Consider the following 16384-nt stretch of genomic DNA (forward strand, 5'->3'; position numbering starts at 1 on the left):
GTGTGGTTGTATGTTTGACTCAACAACGAGACCTGTTATGAACCTGATTGTTAACGCATCTGAGGATAATGCAACGGCAACCCTGTATGCCCTGGTTCGCGGTTTGAAGGCGAAGGTAACGCGGGCCACCGTTCGGGAGGAGTTAGCCATGCACCCGGATTTTCCGAGTCTGTTTAGTTTGAGCGAGGTACTAACTGGGTGGAAAATTGAGAATATGGCGTTGCGGCTGAACACGATTGAACAACTGCGCGAACTGCCGCTACCCTTTGTTGCTCACCAGAAAAAAGAAGGTGGCTGGTATGTGTTGGTCGCAGACATAACTGGCCAGCGCATCAGATATATCGACAGCGAAAGGGGCCATATAACCGAACCACTGGCCGACTTTGAAAAAGCTTGGACGGGAGTAGTGTTGCTTGCAGAAACTAATGAACATTCTGGTGAACCCAACTATGCCCTTAACCGCCCTGATGAAATCCGTAGAAACCTACGCAGTCCGCTCTTACTGACTGGTTCTTTACTTATCACCTTCCTAATAATTATAAGCGTAGCGAAAAACCTCACCGCTCCCGATTGGGTGTTTCTGTTAACCAAAAGTGCGGGTCTGCTGTTTAGTAGCTTATTGGTTGCTAAGCAATTAGGCAGCAAAAGTGCTTTGGCCGACCGCTTTTGTCAACTCAACACTAAAACCAACTGCGACAGCGTATTGAACTCGCCCGGGGCCAAACTCTGGGGCTGGCTGAGTTGGGCCGACGTTGGGCTACTTTACTTTGCCGGTGGCTTGTTGACCATTTTGCTGATGGGCAGTCAGCCGAATGGCGGTCCGTCCACCGTCCGACCATTACTGTATGGACTGGCTTTGCTGGCTTTACCTTATACTATCTTCTCAGTTTACTACCAGGCCCGTATTGTCCGCCAGTGGTGTACGCTATGCCTAATGGTGCAGGGCGTTTTGCTGGCTGAGAGTGCTGTTGCTATACGCCAATTTACGCTATTGACAGACGTTTGGCAACCTTACGCAACTGTGCTGTTTGCATTTCTGCTGCCGACGCTGGTTTGGATTCTTATTAAACCGTTACTAATTAATGTCTATAGAAGCCAACGAGAACACAACGAGTTACTCAGTTTTAAACGCAACCCTAACCTGTTCCAAACTTTACTATTTCAACAAACGAAGATGCCATCCCTGTCGAGTGACCTACATCCAATTGTAATAGGGGACTCTAAAGCTGAACACACGATTACGATGGTGACTAACCCATACTGTCCACCATGTGCTAAGATGCACAGAGAATTGGAGAAATTGATTGAACGCAATACAAACATTAAAGTTGAGATTGTATTCATGGCCTGTGATGGGCCATCGGGTAAAATGACTACAGTAGCAAACCATATGTTAGCACTGTCTGATAAAAGGCAGGCGATGAAAGACTGGTACGCGTCAGGCCAGAGAGATTATATAAAGTGGAGTAAGCATTATCCAGTCGCTAACGATAGTTTACATCATACTCAAAATACACAACTACACTGTAACTGGTGTAAATTGGCTAACATAGTTGCAACGCCTACCCTGTTCATTGATGGATACCAAAAACCTGATCACTATTCGTTACAACAAATCAGTCAGTTAATCAGCTATCTACCAATTGCCAAATCAATTAGAGCAGTTATCTTATGAGAAGCGTCATTTGTTATGATGCCTTTCCTTGCCGCTTTTTATGAGATTCGGTTTGGCTTAGTAACTACCAGAGGTTTTGGTGCTGAGATGTGCTTACAGGTTAAGTAAAATCGTTTATGTAGAATAATTTCACCTTAAATGTTATCATATGAATTTGTTTGAAAGATCTACTGCTTTTGCTTTGAGTAGAGTAGAAGCTAAACAAGTGTTAGGAGGTCTCTTGGGAGATGCTACTGCAAAATGCAACGATGGAACAACAATTTCGTGTTCAGGAGAAGGTAGTTGCACTGCAAATGATGGAGCGGGGGCTGGTAATCCTGGGCCTGATGGGTCGTGTAAGTGTGGTTCTGATTATCATACATGCGTAATTGCTTAATCATTATGAAAAAGTTTCATTTATTTCAGCTTTCGAGCGATCAGCAGAAAGCGATCCTGGGTGGTGTTGCCGATGTAAAAGCTGATTGTGGTGGTGGACGTTCAGTATCTTGCAGTGGAACTTCGTGTAGAAGCTCTGACGGAGCAACAGGTTCATGTTTATGCACAGGTGGTGCTAATGGGCCAGATATGCATTTTTGTAGTCAAGAACCTTAATTCATCCTTTACTGCCTATAAGGCCTTATCTGTCAAGGCTTTATAGGCTTACTTGCATGAAAAATTTTATATTGATACTGATAGCTTGCTTATCGTTTAAGACAGCATTGGCCACACAAAACGACACCTTAGTGATAAAGGTGAGTCCTTCAATAAATTCAAAAAACCTCATAGTGCGGTATACATTTCCCTATTCAACAACTGAAGAAATAAATGATTTTGAAGGATACCCTCGTTGTGAGAAATTCAAAATAGGATATACAGTTATTGATAAATTTCAATTCTGGTATAGTAGTTACAAATCAGGAAAACGTGATTCAAAAAAATTTTTATCAGAAATTAACGCATATGATATAGATACAAACACACTATCAAAAAAATCTATTAGGAGTTCTGTGCCAATTTTTTCTGGTTTAACAGGTAGTAAGAAGATTGTTATAGTAGACGCCAATAATAATAATGATTTTTCAGATGACCTGTCATATGAGTTTGATACGCTTACGACGGAGAAAAGATACAAAGGAGATACCCTTGAATTAGCTCCGTTAATTCGAGTTAAATATGAGTCTTTTGTTAGTAATAAGGTTACTGATAAGTATACATATATACGGCTTAAGCCGTACGACATAGCATATTCATATCCCACTGAAATTCAACGGCAACTAACTGTTTACACAGTTCCCTTTGTTCACCGAGAGGGCATTTTTAACGCCGGTGGAGTTGATTTTCAAGTTAGTTTGATTAATTCTTCAAAAACTCATATTGATAACTACACTCGCTTTTATATAAAAATAAAGCAAGCTGGACAAGAATATGATTATACACAAGAAGCTCCGCTTACTAATGGGGAAACATCTGTGGTAAATGGTCATATATTCAAAATTTTATCTTGTAATAAAGATGGTAGTATTTTGAAATTACTTTATGAAGGTTATTCAAAAAATATGGAGGGAGGATTCGTTGCTAATAGTATTCCTCTATTAACAGGTAAAACGCTAACAGGTTATAATTTACATATTAATAAAATAGCAAAATCCGGTAGTTATGTATTATTGGATTTCTGGGGGTCTTGGTGTGGCCCTTGTATTCACAGTATACCATTACTTAAGAGATTATTTACCCAACTTGATACTACTAAGGTTCAGTTGATAGGAGTAGATTATGAATACAATTTAGAAGGGCAACGAAAAGCTCGTGAACTATTGAATAGTCATAAAATTGATTGGCCACAAATAGCTGAGTTGTCTACAAACTTGAGTACTAATAGCATTTCGAAATCTTTGAGTGTAAAAAATTATCCAACCTTTTTACTTATAAATCCCGAAGGTAAGATTGTTATCCGTGAAATCGGTGAAGACAGACTTCTAATGGTTATTGATAAACTAAAAGAATTGGGTATTAGTAGAGATGTACAAAAATGAAACCCTTCCCTCACTACCGCCAACTTGACCAAATGGACTGCGGTCCGACTTGCCTGCGGATGGTGGCGAAGCACTACGGCCGTTCGTTTACGGCGCAGTCGTTGCGTGAAAAGGCGCAGATTGGAAAAGAGGGCGTCTCGTTACTGGGTATCTCGGAAGCCGCCGAAGCGATTGGCTTTCGGACGATGGGGGTTAAGATTCCATTTGACAAATTAGCGGCTGAAGCTCCACTACCCTGTATAGTGCACTGGAGCCAGAATCATTTTGTGGTGGTGTACGCCATTAAGGGAGCGGGGCAAAGCTGGATGAGCCGCGTTAATGGTGGTCGTAAAAGCCCCGCTCCACTGACACCCCAAGAGGGGTTTTGGCAACCGCCATTTTTAGATGTGGAGCCGAGCAGCGTTGTCATTCAACCGCCGTTCCCGCCTACAGGAATAAAAGTACCTTCTCAGATAACAAAGACCGGTACGGTGTACGTCGCCGATCCGGCAAAAGGGTTAGTGACTTACAAGGCTGAAGAGTTTTGCCAGCACTGGCTGTCGGCGCAAACCAACGGGCAGCAGGAAGGCGTCGCTCTATTGCTTGAGCCGACGCCCGCGTTCTACGAACAGAACGACGAGCATAGCACAAACTACGGCTTTGAGCGGGTGCTGGGGTACCTGTGGCAGTATAAAAGCCTGCTGGTGCAACTGCTATTGGGGCTAACTGTAGGTAGCGGGCTGCAACTGCTGTTTCCGTTCCTAACCCAATCGGTAGTCGACGTGGGTATTAACACGAACAATCTGTCGTTTGTGTATCTGGTATTAGGGGCGCAACTTATGCTGATGGCCGGGCGGCTGTCGGTCGAGTTCATCCGTAGCTGGATTCTGCTACACATCAGCACCCGTGTCAACCTGAGCATCCTGTCCGACTTTCTCATCAAGCTCATGCGGTTACCGGTGTCGTTTTTCGATACCAAGCAGTTCGGCGATCTTATGCAGCGTATTGGCGATCATCATCGTATCGAGTCGTTCCTGACTGGTCAAACGCTGTCAGTGTTGTTTTCAATGGTGAACCTTGTGGTGTTTGGCGTGGTACTGGCCATGTTCAACCTTACCATTTTTGGCGTGTTCATGGTATCGAGTGTGCTGTATGTAGGCTGGGTAACCTTGTTTCTGCGGCAACGGCGCAAACTGGATTTTAAACGCTTCGACGTGTCGGCCAAAAACCAGAGCAGTTTAATACAACTAATTCAGGGGATGCAGGAGATTAAGCTGGCCGGGGCTGAGCGGCCCATGCGCTGGGCTTGGGAGCGGTTGCAGACCCGATTGTTTCGGTTGCAAATGAAAGGCTTGGCTCTCAACCAATATCAGCAGGCCGGAGCGTTCAGCATCAACGAGGGTAAAAACATCTTTATTACCTTTCTGGCCGCGCAGGCCGTCATCAACGGGCAACTGTCGCTGGGGGCTATGCTGGCTATGCAGCAGATTGTGGGGCAGTTAAACAGCCCGATCGAGCAACTTATTGGTTTCGTTCAGGGGTTACAAGATGCGAAAATCAGCCTTGAACGGCTCAACGAGATTCACACATTGACCGATGAAGAACCCGCCGACGTGCCCAAACTTGACCAGTTGCCCGAGGATAAAGGTATTCTGCTGAAGAGCGTTTCGTTTACCTACTCTGGCGCAGGCAACGAACCAGTTCTGCAAAATATCAATCTAACCATTCCCGAAGGCAAAACCACCGCCGTAGTGGGCATGAGCGGCAGCGGAAAAACGACCCTGCTTAAATTACTACTACGTTTTTATGAATCGAAGGGTGAAATCAGGCTGGGCGACGCGGCTCTGCGGAATATCGGACACGCCATGTGGCGGGAACAGTGCGGGGTTGTTATGCAGGATGGGTTTATTTTCTCCGATACCATCGCCCGTAATATCGCCGTGGGCGTGGAGCGCATTGATGCACGTAAGCTGGACGATGCCGTACGAGTAGCTAACCTTCGGGAGTTTGTGGACTCGCTGCCGTCGGGTCTGCACACTAAAATAGGAGCGGAGGGTAACGGTATCAGTCAGGGTCAACGCCAGCGAATTCTGATTGCCAGAGCCGTTTATAAAGATCCTCAGTTCATTTTCTTCGATGAAGCTACCAATGCTTTGGATGCGACCAACGAAGCGGTTATCATGAAAAATTTAGGTGAGTTTTTCACGGGCAGAACCGTTGTTATCGTCGCTCACCGGCTCAGTACCGTTTGCCATGCCGACCAGATTGTCGTTCTTGATAAAGGCGTCCTGACTGAAGTCGGTACTCATGCCGAGTTAGTTGCGCAACGGGGTGATTACTGGCGGTTGGTAAAGAATCAGTTGGAATTGGGCGTATAGTCTGAAGCCTTATAGCTTTTTGAAAGCTATAAGGCTTGTAAAAATCAATGTCATGAACGCTACCACCAATACCTTCGTTGAACTTCGCTCCGAGGAGGTACAGGAGCTACTGACCCGTCCGCCCAAGTGGCTACTGCGCTGGGGCGTTACGGTCGTGTTTGGGGTTTTAGCGCTCATTTTCGTCGGGGCCTGGGTGGTTCATTATCCTGACTTAGTACGAGCATCGTTTAAACTCACGTCAGCCAATGCTCCCAAGGCGGTGCTGACGCGTACGGACGGGAAACTGGTTCGTTTGTTGGTGCGGGAAGGACAGACCGTACGAGCGGGAACCGTGCTGGCTTACCTCGAAAGTACTGCCCGCCACGGCGATGTGTTGCGGCTGTCACGGGAGTTGGCCAAAGCATGGACCATTGCCAGCCGGGGAGACTTAGAAGGATTAGATCGGCCGGGCGACGCTTCGCTGAAACTGGCGGGCTATAGTCAGTTGGGCGAGTTGCAGGGCGCTTATCAGACGTTCGAGCAGGCGCACATTCAACTCCGGGCGTATTTGACCAACGGGTTCTACAGCCGTAAAAAGGCGATGCTACAGCAGGAGATTGTTGACCTACAGACCCTGGCCGATAATCTGCGGGAGCAACACAAGATTCAGGCGCAGGACATGAAACTAGCGCAGGAAGATTATGACATTCAGCAACAGTTGGCTCGTGACAAAGTCATTGCACCGCTTGAACTGAAGCGTGAGGAGGGTAAAAACATCGCTCGCAAATTACCCTATCAGCAAACGGCTTCGGCCTTGATCAGTAACCTGACCGCCCAACGCGCCAAACAGAAAGAAATTCTGGAACTGGACAAGCAGGTGAGCGAAGAGCGCGACAAATTTTTGCAGGCGCTTAATACCCTGCAAAGTGCCACTGATGCCTGGAAAGTAAAATATGTGTTGACGGCTCCGGTTGGTGGGCGTGTGTTCTTTGTGGGCGCCTTACAGGAAAACCAGGCCCTGGCAATCAGTCAGGAACTTTTCTACGTCGCACCGCCCAGCACAGACTATTTTGGTGAATTACACGTACCGCAGCAAAATGCGGGCAAAGTGCAAATCGGTCAAAACGTATTGGTGAAATTCGCCGGGTTCCCTTATCAAGAATTCGGAGCCGTGCGCGGACGTATCACAGCCATTGCGGATATATCCCTTCGGGACAGCGTCTTTTTGGCTAAGGTTGTTCTGCCAACAGGCTTAAAAACTACTTACGGAAAGCAACTAGCTTATAAAACCGGTATGTCGGCTTCCGCTGAAATCATTACTGAAGATACCCGGTTGCTGGAAAAGCTTTTCTATCAATTACGTAAAGTCGCTGGTGGGCGATAGCTGTTTTAAAAGACGTATAAAGTAGCTGACAGGTGTAGGCCAGTCCGGTCGTTTTCTGCAATTTTACGGCCAGTTTACCACCTGCTCCACTCTATGATCCGTATCTTTCAGCTTGACGAAACCTCCGTTCGCAAAATCCGCGACATTGACTCTTTCTCCGATACCGAACGAACACTTTGGGTAGACCTGCAAAATCCGACACCGGCCGAGATAAAAAGTGTCGAGGAGAAATTCGACGTAGACTTTTTAAGTCAGCAGGAGCAGCTGGAAATTGAAAGTAGTTCGCGTTATATTGAGGAAGATGATTTCCTGATTGCCAACTCGAACTTTCTGATTCCTGACCCCGAGCATCGCTACATAACCGTGCCGGTGAGTTTTCTGCTCAAAGACGATACGTTGTTTACGTACCGAAACGCCGACCTTAAATCCTTTGCCGACACGGTTAAGCGCATTAAGTCACGTCGGGCGGTGTTCAGCGATGGGGCCCAGATCCTGATCTCTATTTTCGAGTCGCGCATTGATTACGATGCCGACCTGGTGGAAATGGTATCGGGTGAGATTAAGGCCATCAACCGCATGCTTGATCTCGACGCGAATCTTGACCGCGAGATGCTGCTGAATATTAACGATTATCAGGAGCTGACCATGTCGATCCGGGAAAACGTAGTGGATAAACAGCGGGTGATTTCGTCGATGATTCGTTCGGATGGCTGGTTCAGTGAAGCCGAGCAACTCCGACTGCGAACGCTCATCAAAGACATTAACTCGCTGATTGATCACACAAATTTCATCTTTGAGCGACTGGAGTTTTTGCAGAATACCTACCTCGGTCTGATCGACCTGGAGCAAAACCGGGTTGTTAAAATCTTTACGGTTGTTTCGCTGGTGTTTCTGCCCCCAACACTGCTGGCCAGCATCTGGGGCATGAACTTCGACGCGATGCCCGAATTACATTGGAAGTACGGGTACATCTTTGCTATTGCGCTGATGGTGCTGGCGTCGGCGTTAACCGTTTGGATCTTCCGCCGTAAGAACTGGCTGTAAACCCAATCAGGTAGTCATTCATAGTTTTGGGCGAAGTCTGGAGACTTCGCCCAGGCGTTATCCGGTCTCTGACCGGTGTATATAAGATAAAATACACCGGTCAGAGACCAGATAACGCTGGAACATAGTCATAGACTACGTTCAACATACTAACCCGGATATAACTAAGTTGTCAGGTGCGGAGTTGTTGCAGCATACTCAATGCTCAACACTCATGGATAATCTCACTACTTCGCAAGTCACACGATCGCTGGGCAGCGGCCTTGGAGGGGCCATCGCCCTGACTATCTTACACGAAACGGTCCGCCAGTTCGTACCGACTGCCCCCCGCGCCGACATTCTGGGGATGCGCGGCATTGCCAAAGGTTTTCGAAAAGTAGGAGAACAACCGCCAGGCGAGGATGATTTGTATTCGCTGGCTATGGTCGGTGACGTAGCGTCAAACGCTCTGTATTATAGCTTAATCGGCTTTGGCCGGAAAGTGCCTGTATTGACCGGTGCTGCACTAGGGGCTTTGGCCGGTGTAGGAGCCGTAACGTTACCCGGTCCAATGGGTCTGGGCGAAAAACCTACGACGCGTACCTCTGCTACCGTTGCCATGACCGTTGGCTGGTACCTGTTCGGCGGTTTGGTGGCCGGGGTAATATTAAAACAGTGGCAAAAGGGCCAGGAGTAAAGAGCGAAAAAGTGGTAAGCAATCGCTCTTTCATTCTTTCGCTCTTTCACTCTTTGTGCCAACTACAGCATAAAGTGGATCGCTCCAGCCACGCGGACTACGGTCTAGTACCTCAATACCACTAAAAAGCTCAGTTTGTTCGTAATACGATCTAACCAATTGTTGGTGCCCTTTGTCATCGAGCGACTGCCAGATGGCCACGGCTTTAGTTGGGAACATTCGATTCGAAAAAACCGTCAGAAACGGGGCGTTGGGACGTAACACCCGTCCAATTTCCCGGTAAACAGCTATTGGGTTTGTGAGATATTGCACCGAGACGGTAACCATACCCCCGTCGAAACTGGCGTCAGGATAAGGGAGTTGAGGATGTTGATTTAAATTCTGAACCACGTAATCTGTAAGTTGCGGATTCTCCCGCAGCTCTATCTCGTTCATACCCAAACCGGCAACACGATTATAGGCAACATCAGCGGGCAAATGACTTCGCCAACTGCTCATCAAGTCAAGAATGTCGCCGTTAGCGGGTAAGTATTCGCGCAAGAGCTTCGTCGTAGCCGCAATGGCCGCATCGTCGATGTGCACAACCAGTCGCGGTTGAAGGTAAAAATTGGCATCATCGCTTTCGTCGTATCGCTGAAACACATTGTTGGAGGTCATGAAAAACTAGAGCTGATTTCTATTCCGTTAACGGCATGTTTAAAAGGAGGGTTTTCGTAAAAAGCATTAGTTCGTCACGAACTGTCAGACACCAGACGTAGCGCACGTCTTTGCCAGGTCATTTAGACTCGTTACATGACCACTTTCCTGGTCAGCTTGTTGAGGCTCAATAGCCAGCTAATCAGTAGCGAGACGGCAAAGGTAAAGCTGGCATTCAGCAGGATCTTGGCAAAGGTGGGTAAGAGCGGAATCGGGTAAATAAGCTCGTAACCCGCTTGTACAACGATGAAGTGACTAAGAAATACCCCGTAAGACAGGGCCGCTACGTTCGTTAACCAGCCTGACGCCTGAAGTCGAACTTTCTGCGCGACGATGAACACCGAGAAGGTCATCAGGAAAACGTTGATGCCGTAGAAATACCAGACAATCTCCAGGCTTGCATACTGGCCAGGGAAGTAGCGCTGAACAAGGATATAGCTACCCGCTGTAATGGCATAGCCAATCAAAAATAGCGGTATTGCTGTAGACAAAGTGCGGGTCCAGGACCAGTTCGGAGAGTGGTTAACCAGATAGTACGCCAAAACTAAGTAGCCCAGAAACCCCGAGAAGTAGTAGAACGTGCCGTAGGCATTCCAGTAACTTACTCCCAGTATCCCCATGCTGCCGAAATTGCCCCGGTAGCCTAAAAGAGGAGCCAGCAGTTCCAGATAAGGCACACACATACTCACCAACCAGATCCGCAAAAACCAGATTATGTCCTTTTGGCTCGCCTGTTTTAGCCAGGCACTGAGAATGGGCATGAACAGGTAAAGACCAATGAGCATGTATACATACCACAGAGCCGTGGTGTCAAAATTGAAGTTGAACAGAAACAAGTAAAGCTTCTGTTGGGTCATTGCCCAGGTATGCTCGGCGGGAAGGACACCAGGATTGGTGATTCGCAGGCCAGAATTCACGTATAGAAAAAATAGAATGGGCAGCATCAGCGACCAGAAGACAAACGGTACCAGCAACCGGTTGAGTCGTCTGGCGTAAAAGGTGGCCATATCGGTAGTTACGGGCAAGAGTAGTACCCCTGAAATCATCACAAATAGCGGTACGCAGGGACGCACCAGACTGCCGATTAAGGCACCGGTCAGAAATTCGGAGCGGTTATTGTCGAACTGGCCCACAAAGGGGTCGCAAGCGTGCGAGACGATGACCAGAAAACAGGCGATTATGCGGAGAAGGTCAGCCCAGGCAATGTGCTCTCGGTACATATTCAATGAACAGATAAGTAAATGTTTATGCTATGCTCTTGAGTTGGCAACTTACACCCAGATCGCCGAAGCGGCAAGTGACCCCAAAGACGCCTGCTTGGGCTAAGTCATGGAAACAAATCGCTATTGACTAATTTATAAGAAGGCGTATCTAGGCTTCGATTGCTAGCCTTACTCAGTTTAGCCCGACATGCTCGGTTACTTTTGGCCAAAGAGAAATGGTTGGCAGAGTTTTTTCAGGCGATTATCTAAGCAAATAACCCGCTGATGCCGATGGGTAGATGGCCATTCGCTCATTGATTCACGGTTCTACGTAGCAAACCGGGTTACTACGTTTATTCACCCCGTTCGGTAGGTAGACTATTTAGGAGTTAGATCCTGACTGGATGAAACCTCTTGGCTACCCGTCGCCCCAGAAAGAATCGCGAGCTAATAACCCACACAGGCGATGACTATTAAAAAACTAGTAGAATCAGTCAAGGAAGAGGTAGAGGCCTTAAAAGGCCACCAAACCAAGGATAAACGCTTTCAGAGCGAGTATACCTATCCTGATGAGCAAACTGCTCGCCAAGCCTTTGAACGGGCTACTGAAAAGCTTTTTGCCGTCAACGTCTGGTCGAATCTAACAGGACTGACGGCAACCTTTTTGGTCCACGACCAGGCCGGAAATCCCAAGACCAGCCCCCCGTTAGCTGTAGGCGATTACCTACGCATTGACTTACCGGGTCCTTTGCCCCAAAACTGGGTACGAGTCGTTCAGATAAATCAGGGAGAGGAGGCCGCCGAGTTCACAGTTGAGCCCAGCGAAAAGCCTTTAGATAATACGTCAGGTCATTATGTCGAGCACTTTTTCACGGCCGAGGCCACCAGTACTTTCCGGGTAGAACGACAAGGAACCCGGCTGGTGGCCTCTGAAATTGGCCGCAACGAACGAGTCAATAACGACGAAACGAGTGCCGGCCAGCGCACGGTGGTCAACACGTTAATCGCTGCCGGTGGTTGGGCGGTGTTTCAGGAAACCCAATGGAAGAAATTAACGGATTATTTAGTGGATGGAAAACCGCTGGCTCCTTGACGAAGTGATCGGTTACTAAAGGAGGTTGATCCGTTTGCCCGAGCCAGATTAAACGATTCCTATTTGAGCCTTTAACCTGAGTGGTATGGTTGTCGGTTGGTTACACAATCACCCTGAAATCGCTTTTTGGAACGGATGTAGCTGATTGTTTTTTCACGGAATTTGATAATCGATCAGCCTCTTTCCGGCATGGTCGATTGCTCCCCCGCCGGGTAGCTAGCGGAATGACTGTAATTCGTGTATAATGTCAGAAAAACGAGACAGAGTATAAAAGCTTTAAACGGGTTAAACTTCTTCGCTGCTGATATCAGTGATGGCATAGGACCTTTTTTAGCGGTTTATCTAACCTCCAACCTTCATTGGCAACAGGCGTTCCGCAATAGTTTTAACAGTATTCGTTACCAATAATCGCACGTTTCATTCAGGTTGTCCCAGAGCTGCCGCTATTGTGAGATTGCTATCCGTCTGATGAATGTAATCAGCCAATTATTGAATTTTGGCGTAGTGAAACATTTTACAGCGTAATACAAATAAATTTTAGCCTTATTACGCTCGTTTAGCCAACCCACTCTTTTGAGGAGATATAGTAGGTAAACTCTTAATTATGAGTTTATTGTGCCTTATTTTGCGGGTATGAATAACGATCTTGTTCTGCTTGTGCTAAATGCCCTACATTTGATTGTTTGACCAACTAACTCGGCATTCTATACATATAAAGTATGTTGATTCTTTACCTATATGTTATAAGACTCCGTTTAAGTTAGGGGTATTTCTCTACATTCGAAAAGAGGAAGCTGATAGCATGAAGATTCTTATAATTGAAGACGAGGTTAAAACGGTTCAGAGTATCAAACAGGGCCTTGAGGAACACCAATGGGAAGTTGATGTGGCCTACGACGGAACCTTTGGCTATGAACTAGCGACCCGCTCAACGTATGCACTGATTATATCCGATATTATTCTGCCCGGCATTAATGGGCTTGACCTATGTCGGAAGTTGCGAGCCGCCCAGGTAACAACACCGATTTTAATGTTAACGGCCCTGAGCACGCTTGACGATAAGATCATCGGTTTAGATGCGGGGGCCGATGATTATCTGGTTAAGCCGTTCGAATTTCGCGAACTAATGGCGCGGGTCAGGGCACTCACGCGTCGCCAGGGCACAATTGTTCAAGGGACAACCTTACTTAAAATAGCCGACCTTGAACTTAACCCCGATACCAAACAGGTGATGCGGGCGGGCCAAGAAATTTTGCTGACCGCCAAAGAATTTCAGTTGCTTGAATACTTCCTGCGCAATCAGGGCCGGGTAATCTCCAAGGTTGAGTTAGCCGAAAAATTGTGGGACATAACGTTCGATACAGGGACCAATGTTATTGAAGTTTACATTAACTTTTTAAGGAAAAAGATAGACAAGCATTTTGATCCCAAGGTGCTACATACGCAGATCGGCATGGGCTACGTTGTAAAGATCCTGTCGTCATGATTAACATCCGTACCCGACTCACCGGCCAATTTGCTTTTCTGGTATCGCTCATTCTCTTGTTCTTTTCGTTGGGTGTTTACTTCTTCAGCCAGCTTTATCTGGAAAAACGATTCTATAAGCGACTGCAAGACCAGGCCATCACCACCACGACGCTGCTTTTCGATGTACAACAGGCGGACACCACCGTTCTGCGGCTGATTGATGCTGCGGTCAAAACTCCCCTTCTGAACGAAGTTATCTCGGTTTATAACCAACGAACAAAGAACTTTCTGTTCACGACCAACCCGGCTAATAATCAGTTACACGAGCAGATCATTTCCAGATTGAAAGGTGGTGTCGAAACGCAATATCTCCGTCAAAAAGAACACCAGCTCGTTGCCATCAATCTAGCCAAAAGAGGAGACAGTAACTGGATCATCGTTAGCGGTATAGATCAACCGGGCAACGAGGCCCTGGAAGACTTGAAGAAGATTCTGCTGGTTATGGTTTTGGCCGCTATCCTACTGCTTGGCGTTGCTGGCTGGCTGTTTGCGGATCGGGCTTTAGCACCTATGTCGGGTATAATTCAGCAGGTTAACACTATTTACTCCGCCAATCTGGAGAAACGCGTCGAGCATCCAAACCGCTTCGATGAAATTGGCATGTTGGTAGCTACCTTTAATCGGCTACTTGACCGCATTGAAGAGGCTATCAACACGCAGAAAATGTTTATTGCCAATGTGTCGCATGAGTTGAAAAACCCCTTAACCAAGATTAATTCGCAGATTGACGTAGCTCTCATTCAAAAACGGAATCCGGAAGCCTACGAACGAACGCTACAGTCCTTGCAGGAAGACACCCGAACGTTGACGCAACTGACAACTACTTTGTTAGAGCTGGCGAATGTTTCCATCCAGACCAGCAATATGCCTCTGGAGCCGGTCCGCATAGACGAGCTTCTTTGGGAAGTTAAAACGCAATATCAGGAGTGGCACCCAGGTGCTCAGGTTGAGCTCAACTTTACCGATTTCCCGGACGACGAAGAAGCCCTGCTTACTCAGGGAAATCGCCCTTCCTTAAGAGTCTTATTAATGAATCTGGTCGACAATGCCTGTAAATTTTCGCCAGCTAAAACCGCTCAAATTGGCTTTTGCGCTAAGGGCGGCACCATAACAGTTACCGTTTTCAACGAAGGTAAGCCCATTCCAGCGGCCGATATACCCCATATTTTTGAGCCTTTCTTCCGCAGTAATGCAACGGCTCAGTCGAGCAGGGGACATGGGGTGGGGCTGGCCGTTGTTGCCCAAATAACCCAGATACACCAAGGAAACATCTCGGTACGCTCGACAACCAAAGGCACCACCTTTACGCTGACACTAACCAGCCTCCTTCAATTTTAAGGTAAATTTAAAGTGAGATTAAGTTCTCCTTAAGTTATGAGCAGTTGTTTTGTACAGTCACTTTTGAGAAGGGCAATGGAATGGAGGTAGGAGCGACTTCAGCTAAGCAGGGACTATTAGCCATGACCATAGGAGCTTTATTGGGGATCACAGCCCTGTTGGCTTATCTGTTCATGGATTCTCGAAACGAAGCGCTGGAGATTCAAAAGATGCTCACGGCGAAGGTTGAACAGTTTGCTTCTACGCGGTCCAAACTTGATTCGATCTCAAAGGTGCTCGATCAGAAGATAGTTGAGGTGCGTCGACTGGGTGGTAGTGTCAACGAACTGCAACAGATAAAGCGACAGCTGGAAAATGATAAGCGGAAGTTAAGGTCTGACCTCTCTTTTTCGGTCCAGCAGTACAATCTGAAGATCAGAGATTATCAGAGTTTTCTGGTCCGCAATGAGGTTGATTTACGTAAGCTTCGGGACGAAAATGGTCTGTTACGTAACCAAACGCGGTCGCTCGAAGAAGAAAAGCTAAGTGTACTCAGTGAGAACGAAGGCTTAAAGACAGAACGGGCTGCATTAGCCCGGACTTTGGCTGACTACTCGCTTCAGAACGCCGAGCTTCAGAACAAAGTAACGTTGGCCTCGGCCATGAAAGCGGTTGGCGTGCAGGTGATTGCTATCAGCGAAGGAGGTAAAGAACGACGGGGCGGCAGTTACAGGGCGTCGCGCATTGATCGACTGAAAATATCGTTCATCATGCCATCGAATCCGGTGGCGGTGAAAAACGACAAAGACATTTACTTACGTATCCTCGATGCAAACGGAGCCGTTGTCGGTGAAAGTGGAGTAGGTGGGGTTATGTCTTTCGAGGGGCGCGAAATTGGCTACAGTATCCGTCAAACAGTGCCTTTTGAAAATAATGATCAGGAAGTGACTATCTTTTTCCGTAAGGAAAGCACCTACAAACCAGGCGCCTACACGGTCGAGATATATGCGGAAGGCTTCCAGATTGGCGATGGCCGATTTGAGGTGAAGTAGCTTAACGCTTATGAATGTGCAAGTAATTTTAGTTTAAACCATAAATCAATCAAGTTATGAAAAAGGTAATGGTAGCCAGCGCGTTATTCGTCGCGCTCACCGCATTCTCGGCTAAAGCCCAATCGACTAATTCTACCAACAGTTCTTCTACTGGCACTTCGGCTGGTACACAAAGCGCAACCAGCACGAGCGGTAGTGGTACAACCTCTGGCAGCCAGGGTAGCTCAACAAGCGGATCGACCGTATCGCCAAGCCCAACTACTTCGGGTACCACCGGTGGGTCGAGCACGACATCAACCTCTGGAACGACCTCTGGCAGCACGTCGACAACGGCCACGCAACAGCCAAAGAGCACCACTAGCGGTACTCC

The 16384-nt window shown here is 47.3% G+C and carries 14 protein-coding genes; 11 read left to right on the forward strand and 3 right to left on the reverse strand.

What is annotated here, in order from left to right; translation table 11 throughout:
* Positions 1 to 37 precede the first annotated feature (37 nt).
* The 7 genes from ACFSUS_RS20170 (at position 38) to ACFSUS_RS20200 (ending at position 9127) form a co-directional block, all read left to right on the forward strand.
* A complete protein-coding gene (locus ACFSUS_RS20170; protein WP_381525552.1) occupies positions 38 to 1675 on the forward strand; it encodes a vitamin K epoxide reductase family protein in 1638 nt (545 codons plus the stop codon).
* 381 nt (positions 1676 to 2056) lie between these two features.
* Positions 2057 to 2266, forward strand: coding sequence for a hypothetical protein (locus tag ACFSUS_RS20175; protein WP_381525553.1), 210 nt, complete (start codon positions 2057 to 2059; stop codon positions 2264 to 2266).
* Positions 2267 to 2322: 56 nt separating this feature from the next.
* Positions 2323 to 3687 (forward strand): TlpA family protein disulfide reductase, encoded by a 1365-nt coding sequence (locus ACFSUS_RS20180; RefSeq protein ID WP_381525554.1) that lies wholly within the window; start codon positions 2323 to 2325, stop codon positions 3685 to 3687.
* The gene (locus ACFSUS_RS20185; RefSeq protein WP_381525555.1) at positions 3684 to 6044 is read left to right on the forward strand and encodes a peptidase domain-containing ABC transporter; all 2361 of its coding nucleotides are present in this window, start codon (positions 3684 to 3686) and stop codon (positions 6042 to 6044) included. The genes ACFSUS_RS20180 and ACFSUS_RS20185 overlap by 4 nt, the downstream gene beginning before the upstream one ends.
* Positions 6045 to 6096: 52 nt before the next feature.
* Positions 6097 to 7407, forward strand: a complete 1311-nt coding sequence (locus ACFSUS_RS20190) for an HlyD family efflux transporter periplasmic adaptor subunit (RefSeq protein ID WP_381525556.1) — start codon at positions 6097 to 6099, stop codon at positions 7405 to 7407.
* A 93-nt stretch (positions 7408 to 7500) separates the two neighbouring features.
* The gene (gene corA / locus ACFSUS_RS20195; protein WP_381525557.1) at positions 7501 to 8451 is read left to right on the forward strand and encodes a magnesium/cobalt transporter CorA; all 951 of its coding nucleotides are present in this window, start codon (positions 7501 to 7503) and stop codon (positions 8449 to 8451) included.
* 214 nt (positions 8452 to 8665) lie between these two features.
* Positions 8666 to 9127, forward strand: a complete 462-nt coding sequence (locus ACFSUS_RS20200; protein ID WP_381525558.1) for a hypothetical protein — start codon at positions 8666 to 8668, stop codon at positions 9125 to 9127.
* A 30-nt stretch (positions 9128 to 9157) separates the two neighbouring features.
* Here ACFSUS_RS20200 and ACFSUS_RS20205 read toward each other — a convergent pair whose 3' ends face one another.
* Together ACFSUS_RS20205 and ACFSUS_RS20210 are read right to left on the reverse strand one after the other, a co-directional pair.
* Positions 9158 to 9784, reverse strand: coding sequence for a class I SAM-dependent methyltransferase (locus tag ACFSUS_RS20205; RefSeq protein WP_381525559.1), 627 nt, complete (start codon positions 9782 to 9784; stop codon positions 9158 to 9160).
* Between the two features lie 131 nt (positions 9785 to 9915).
* Positions 9916 to 11043 (reverse strand): acyltransferase, encoded by a 1128-nt coding sequence (locus tag ACFSUS_RS20210; protein WP_381525560.1) that lies wholly within the window; start codon positions 11041 to 11043, stop codon positions 9916 to 9918.
* Positions 11044 to 11491: 448 nt separating this feature from the next.
* On the opposite strand from ACFSUS_RS20210, the gene ACFSUS_RS20215 reads away from it, so the two are divergent.
* The 4 genes from ACFSUS_RS20215 to ACFSUS_RS20230 all read left to right on the forward strand — a co-directional run bounded on the left by ACFSUS_RS20215 (position 11492) and on the right by ACFSUS_RS20230 (position 16014).
* Positions 11492 to 12118 carry a hypothetical protein gene (locus ACFSUS_RS20215; RefSeq protein WP_381525561.1) on the forward strand — a complete coding sequence of 209 codons (627 nt, stop codon included), beginning with the start codon at positions 11492 to 11494 and terminating at the stop codon, positions 12116 to 12118.
* A gap of 802 nt (positions 12119 to 12920) precedes the next feature.
* Entirely contained in the window at positions 12921 to 13604 is a 684-nt protein-coding gene (locus ACFSUS_RS20220) for a response regulator transcription factor (protein ID WP_381525562.1), read from the forward strand.
* Positions 13601 to 14983: a sensor histidine kinase gene (locus ACFSUS_RS20225; RefSeq protein ID WP_381525563.1), complete on the forward strand. Its 1383-nt coding sequence runs from the start codon at positions 13601 to 13603 to the stop codon at positions 14981 to 14983. The genes ACFSUS_RS20220 and ACFSUS_RS20225 overlap by 4 nt, the downstream gene beginning before the upstream one ends.
* Positions 14984 to 15105: 122 nt before the next feature.
* Entirely contained in the window at positions 15106 to 16014 is a 909-nt protein-coding gene (locus ACFSUS_RS20230; protein WP_381525564.1) for a hypothetical protein, read from the forward strand.
* Between the two features lie 49 nt (positions 16015 to 16063).
* On the opposite strand, the gene ACFSUS_RS20235 is transcribed toward ACFSUS_RS20230, so the two are convergent.
* Positions 16064 to 16369 carry a hypothetical protein gene (locus ACFSUS_RS20235; RefSeq protein ID WP_381525565.1) on the reverse strand — a complete coding sequence of 102 codons (306 nt, stop codon included), beginning with the start codon at positions 16367 to 16369 and terminating at the stop codon, positions 16064 to 16066.
* Positions 16370 to 16384 lie beyond the last annotated feature (15 nt).

Source organism: Spirosoma soli (genome assembly GCF_042684525.1).
GTDB classification, from domain to species: domain Bacteria; phylum Bacteroidota; class Bacteroidia; order Cytophagales; family Spirosomataceae; genus Spirosoma; species Spirosoma soli.

Coding starts and splice junctions, on each gene's coding strand:
- ACFSUS_RS20170 (WP_381525552.1), top strand. CDS start 38: ATGAACCTGATTGTTAACGCATCTGAGGATAATGCAACGGCAACCCTG.
- ACFSUS_RS20175 (WP_381525553.1), top strand. CDS start 2,057: ATGAAAAAGTTTCATTTATTTCAGCTTTCGAGCGATCAGCAGAAAGCG.
- ACFSUS_RS20180 (WP_381525554.1), top strand. CDS start 2,323: ATGAAAAATTTTATATTGATACTGATAGCTTGCTTATCGTTTAAGACA.
- ACFSUS_RS20185 (WP_381525555.1), top strand. CDS start 3,684: ATGAAACCCTTCCCTCACTACCGCCAACTTGACCAAATGGACTGCGGT.
- ACFSUS_RS20190 (WP_381525556.1), top strand. CDS start 6,097: ATGAACGCTACCACCAATACCTTCGTTGAACTTCGCTCCGAGGAGGTA.
- corA (WP_381525557.1), top strand. CDS start 7,501: ATGATCCGTATCTTTCAGCTTGACGAAACCTCCGTTCGCAAAATCCGC.
- ACFSUS_RS20200 (WP_381525558.1), top strand. CDS start 8,666: ATGGATAATCTCACTACTTCGCAAGTCACACGATCGCTGGGCAGCGGC.
- ACFSUS_RS20205 (WP_381525559.1), bottom strand. CDS start 9,784: ATGACCTCCAACAATGTGTTTCAGCGATACGACGAAAGCGATGATGCC.
- ACFSUS_RS20210 (WP_381525560.1), bottom strand. CDS start 11,043: ATGTACCGAGAGCACATTGCCTGGGCTGACCTTCTCCGCATAATCGCC.
- ACFSUS_RS20215 (WP_381525561.1), top strand. CDS start 11,492: ATGACTATTAAAAAACTAGTAGAATCAGTCAAGGAAGAGGTAGAGGCC.
- ACFSUS_RS20220 (WP_381525562.1), top strand. CDS start 12,921: ATGAAGATTCTTATAATTGAAGACGAGGTTAAAACGGTTCAGAGTATC.
- ACFSUS_RS20225 (WP_381525563.1), top strand. CDS start 13,601: ATGATTAACATCCGTACCCGACTCACCGGCCAATTTGCTTTTCTGGTA.
- ACFSUS_RS20230 (WP_381525564.1), top strand. CDS start 15,106: ATGACCATAGGAGCTTTATTGGGGATCACAGCCCTGTTGGCTTATCTG.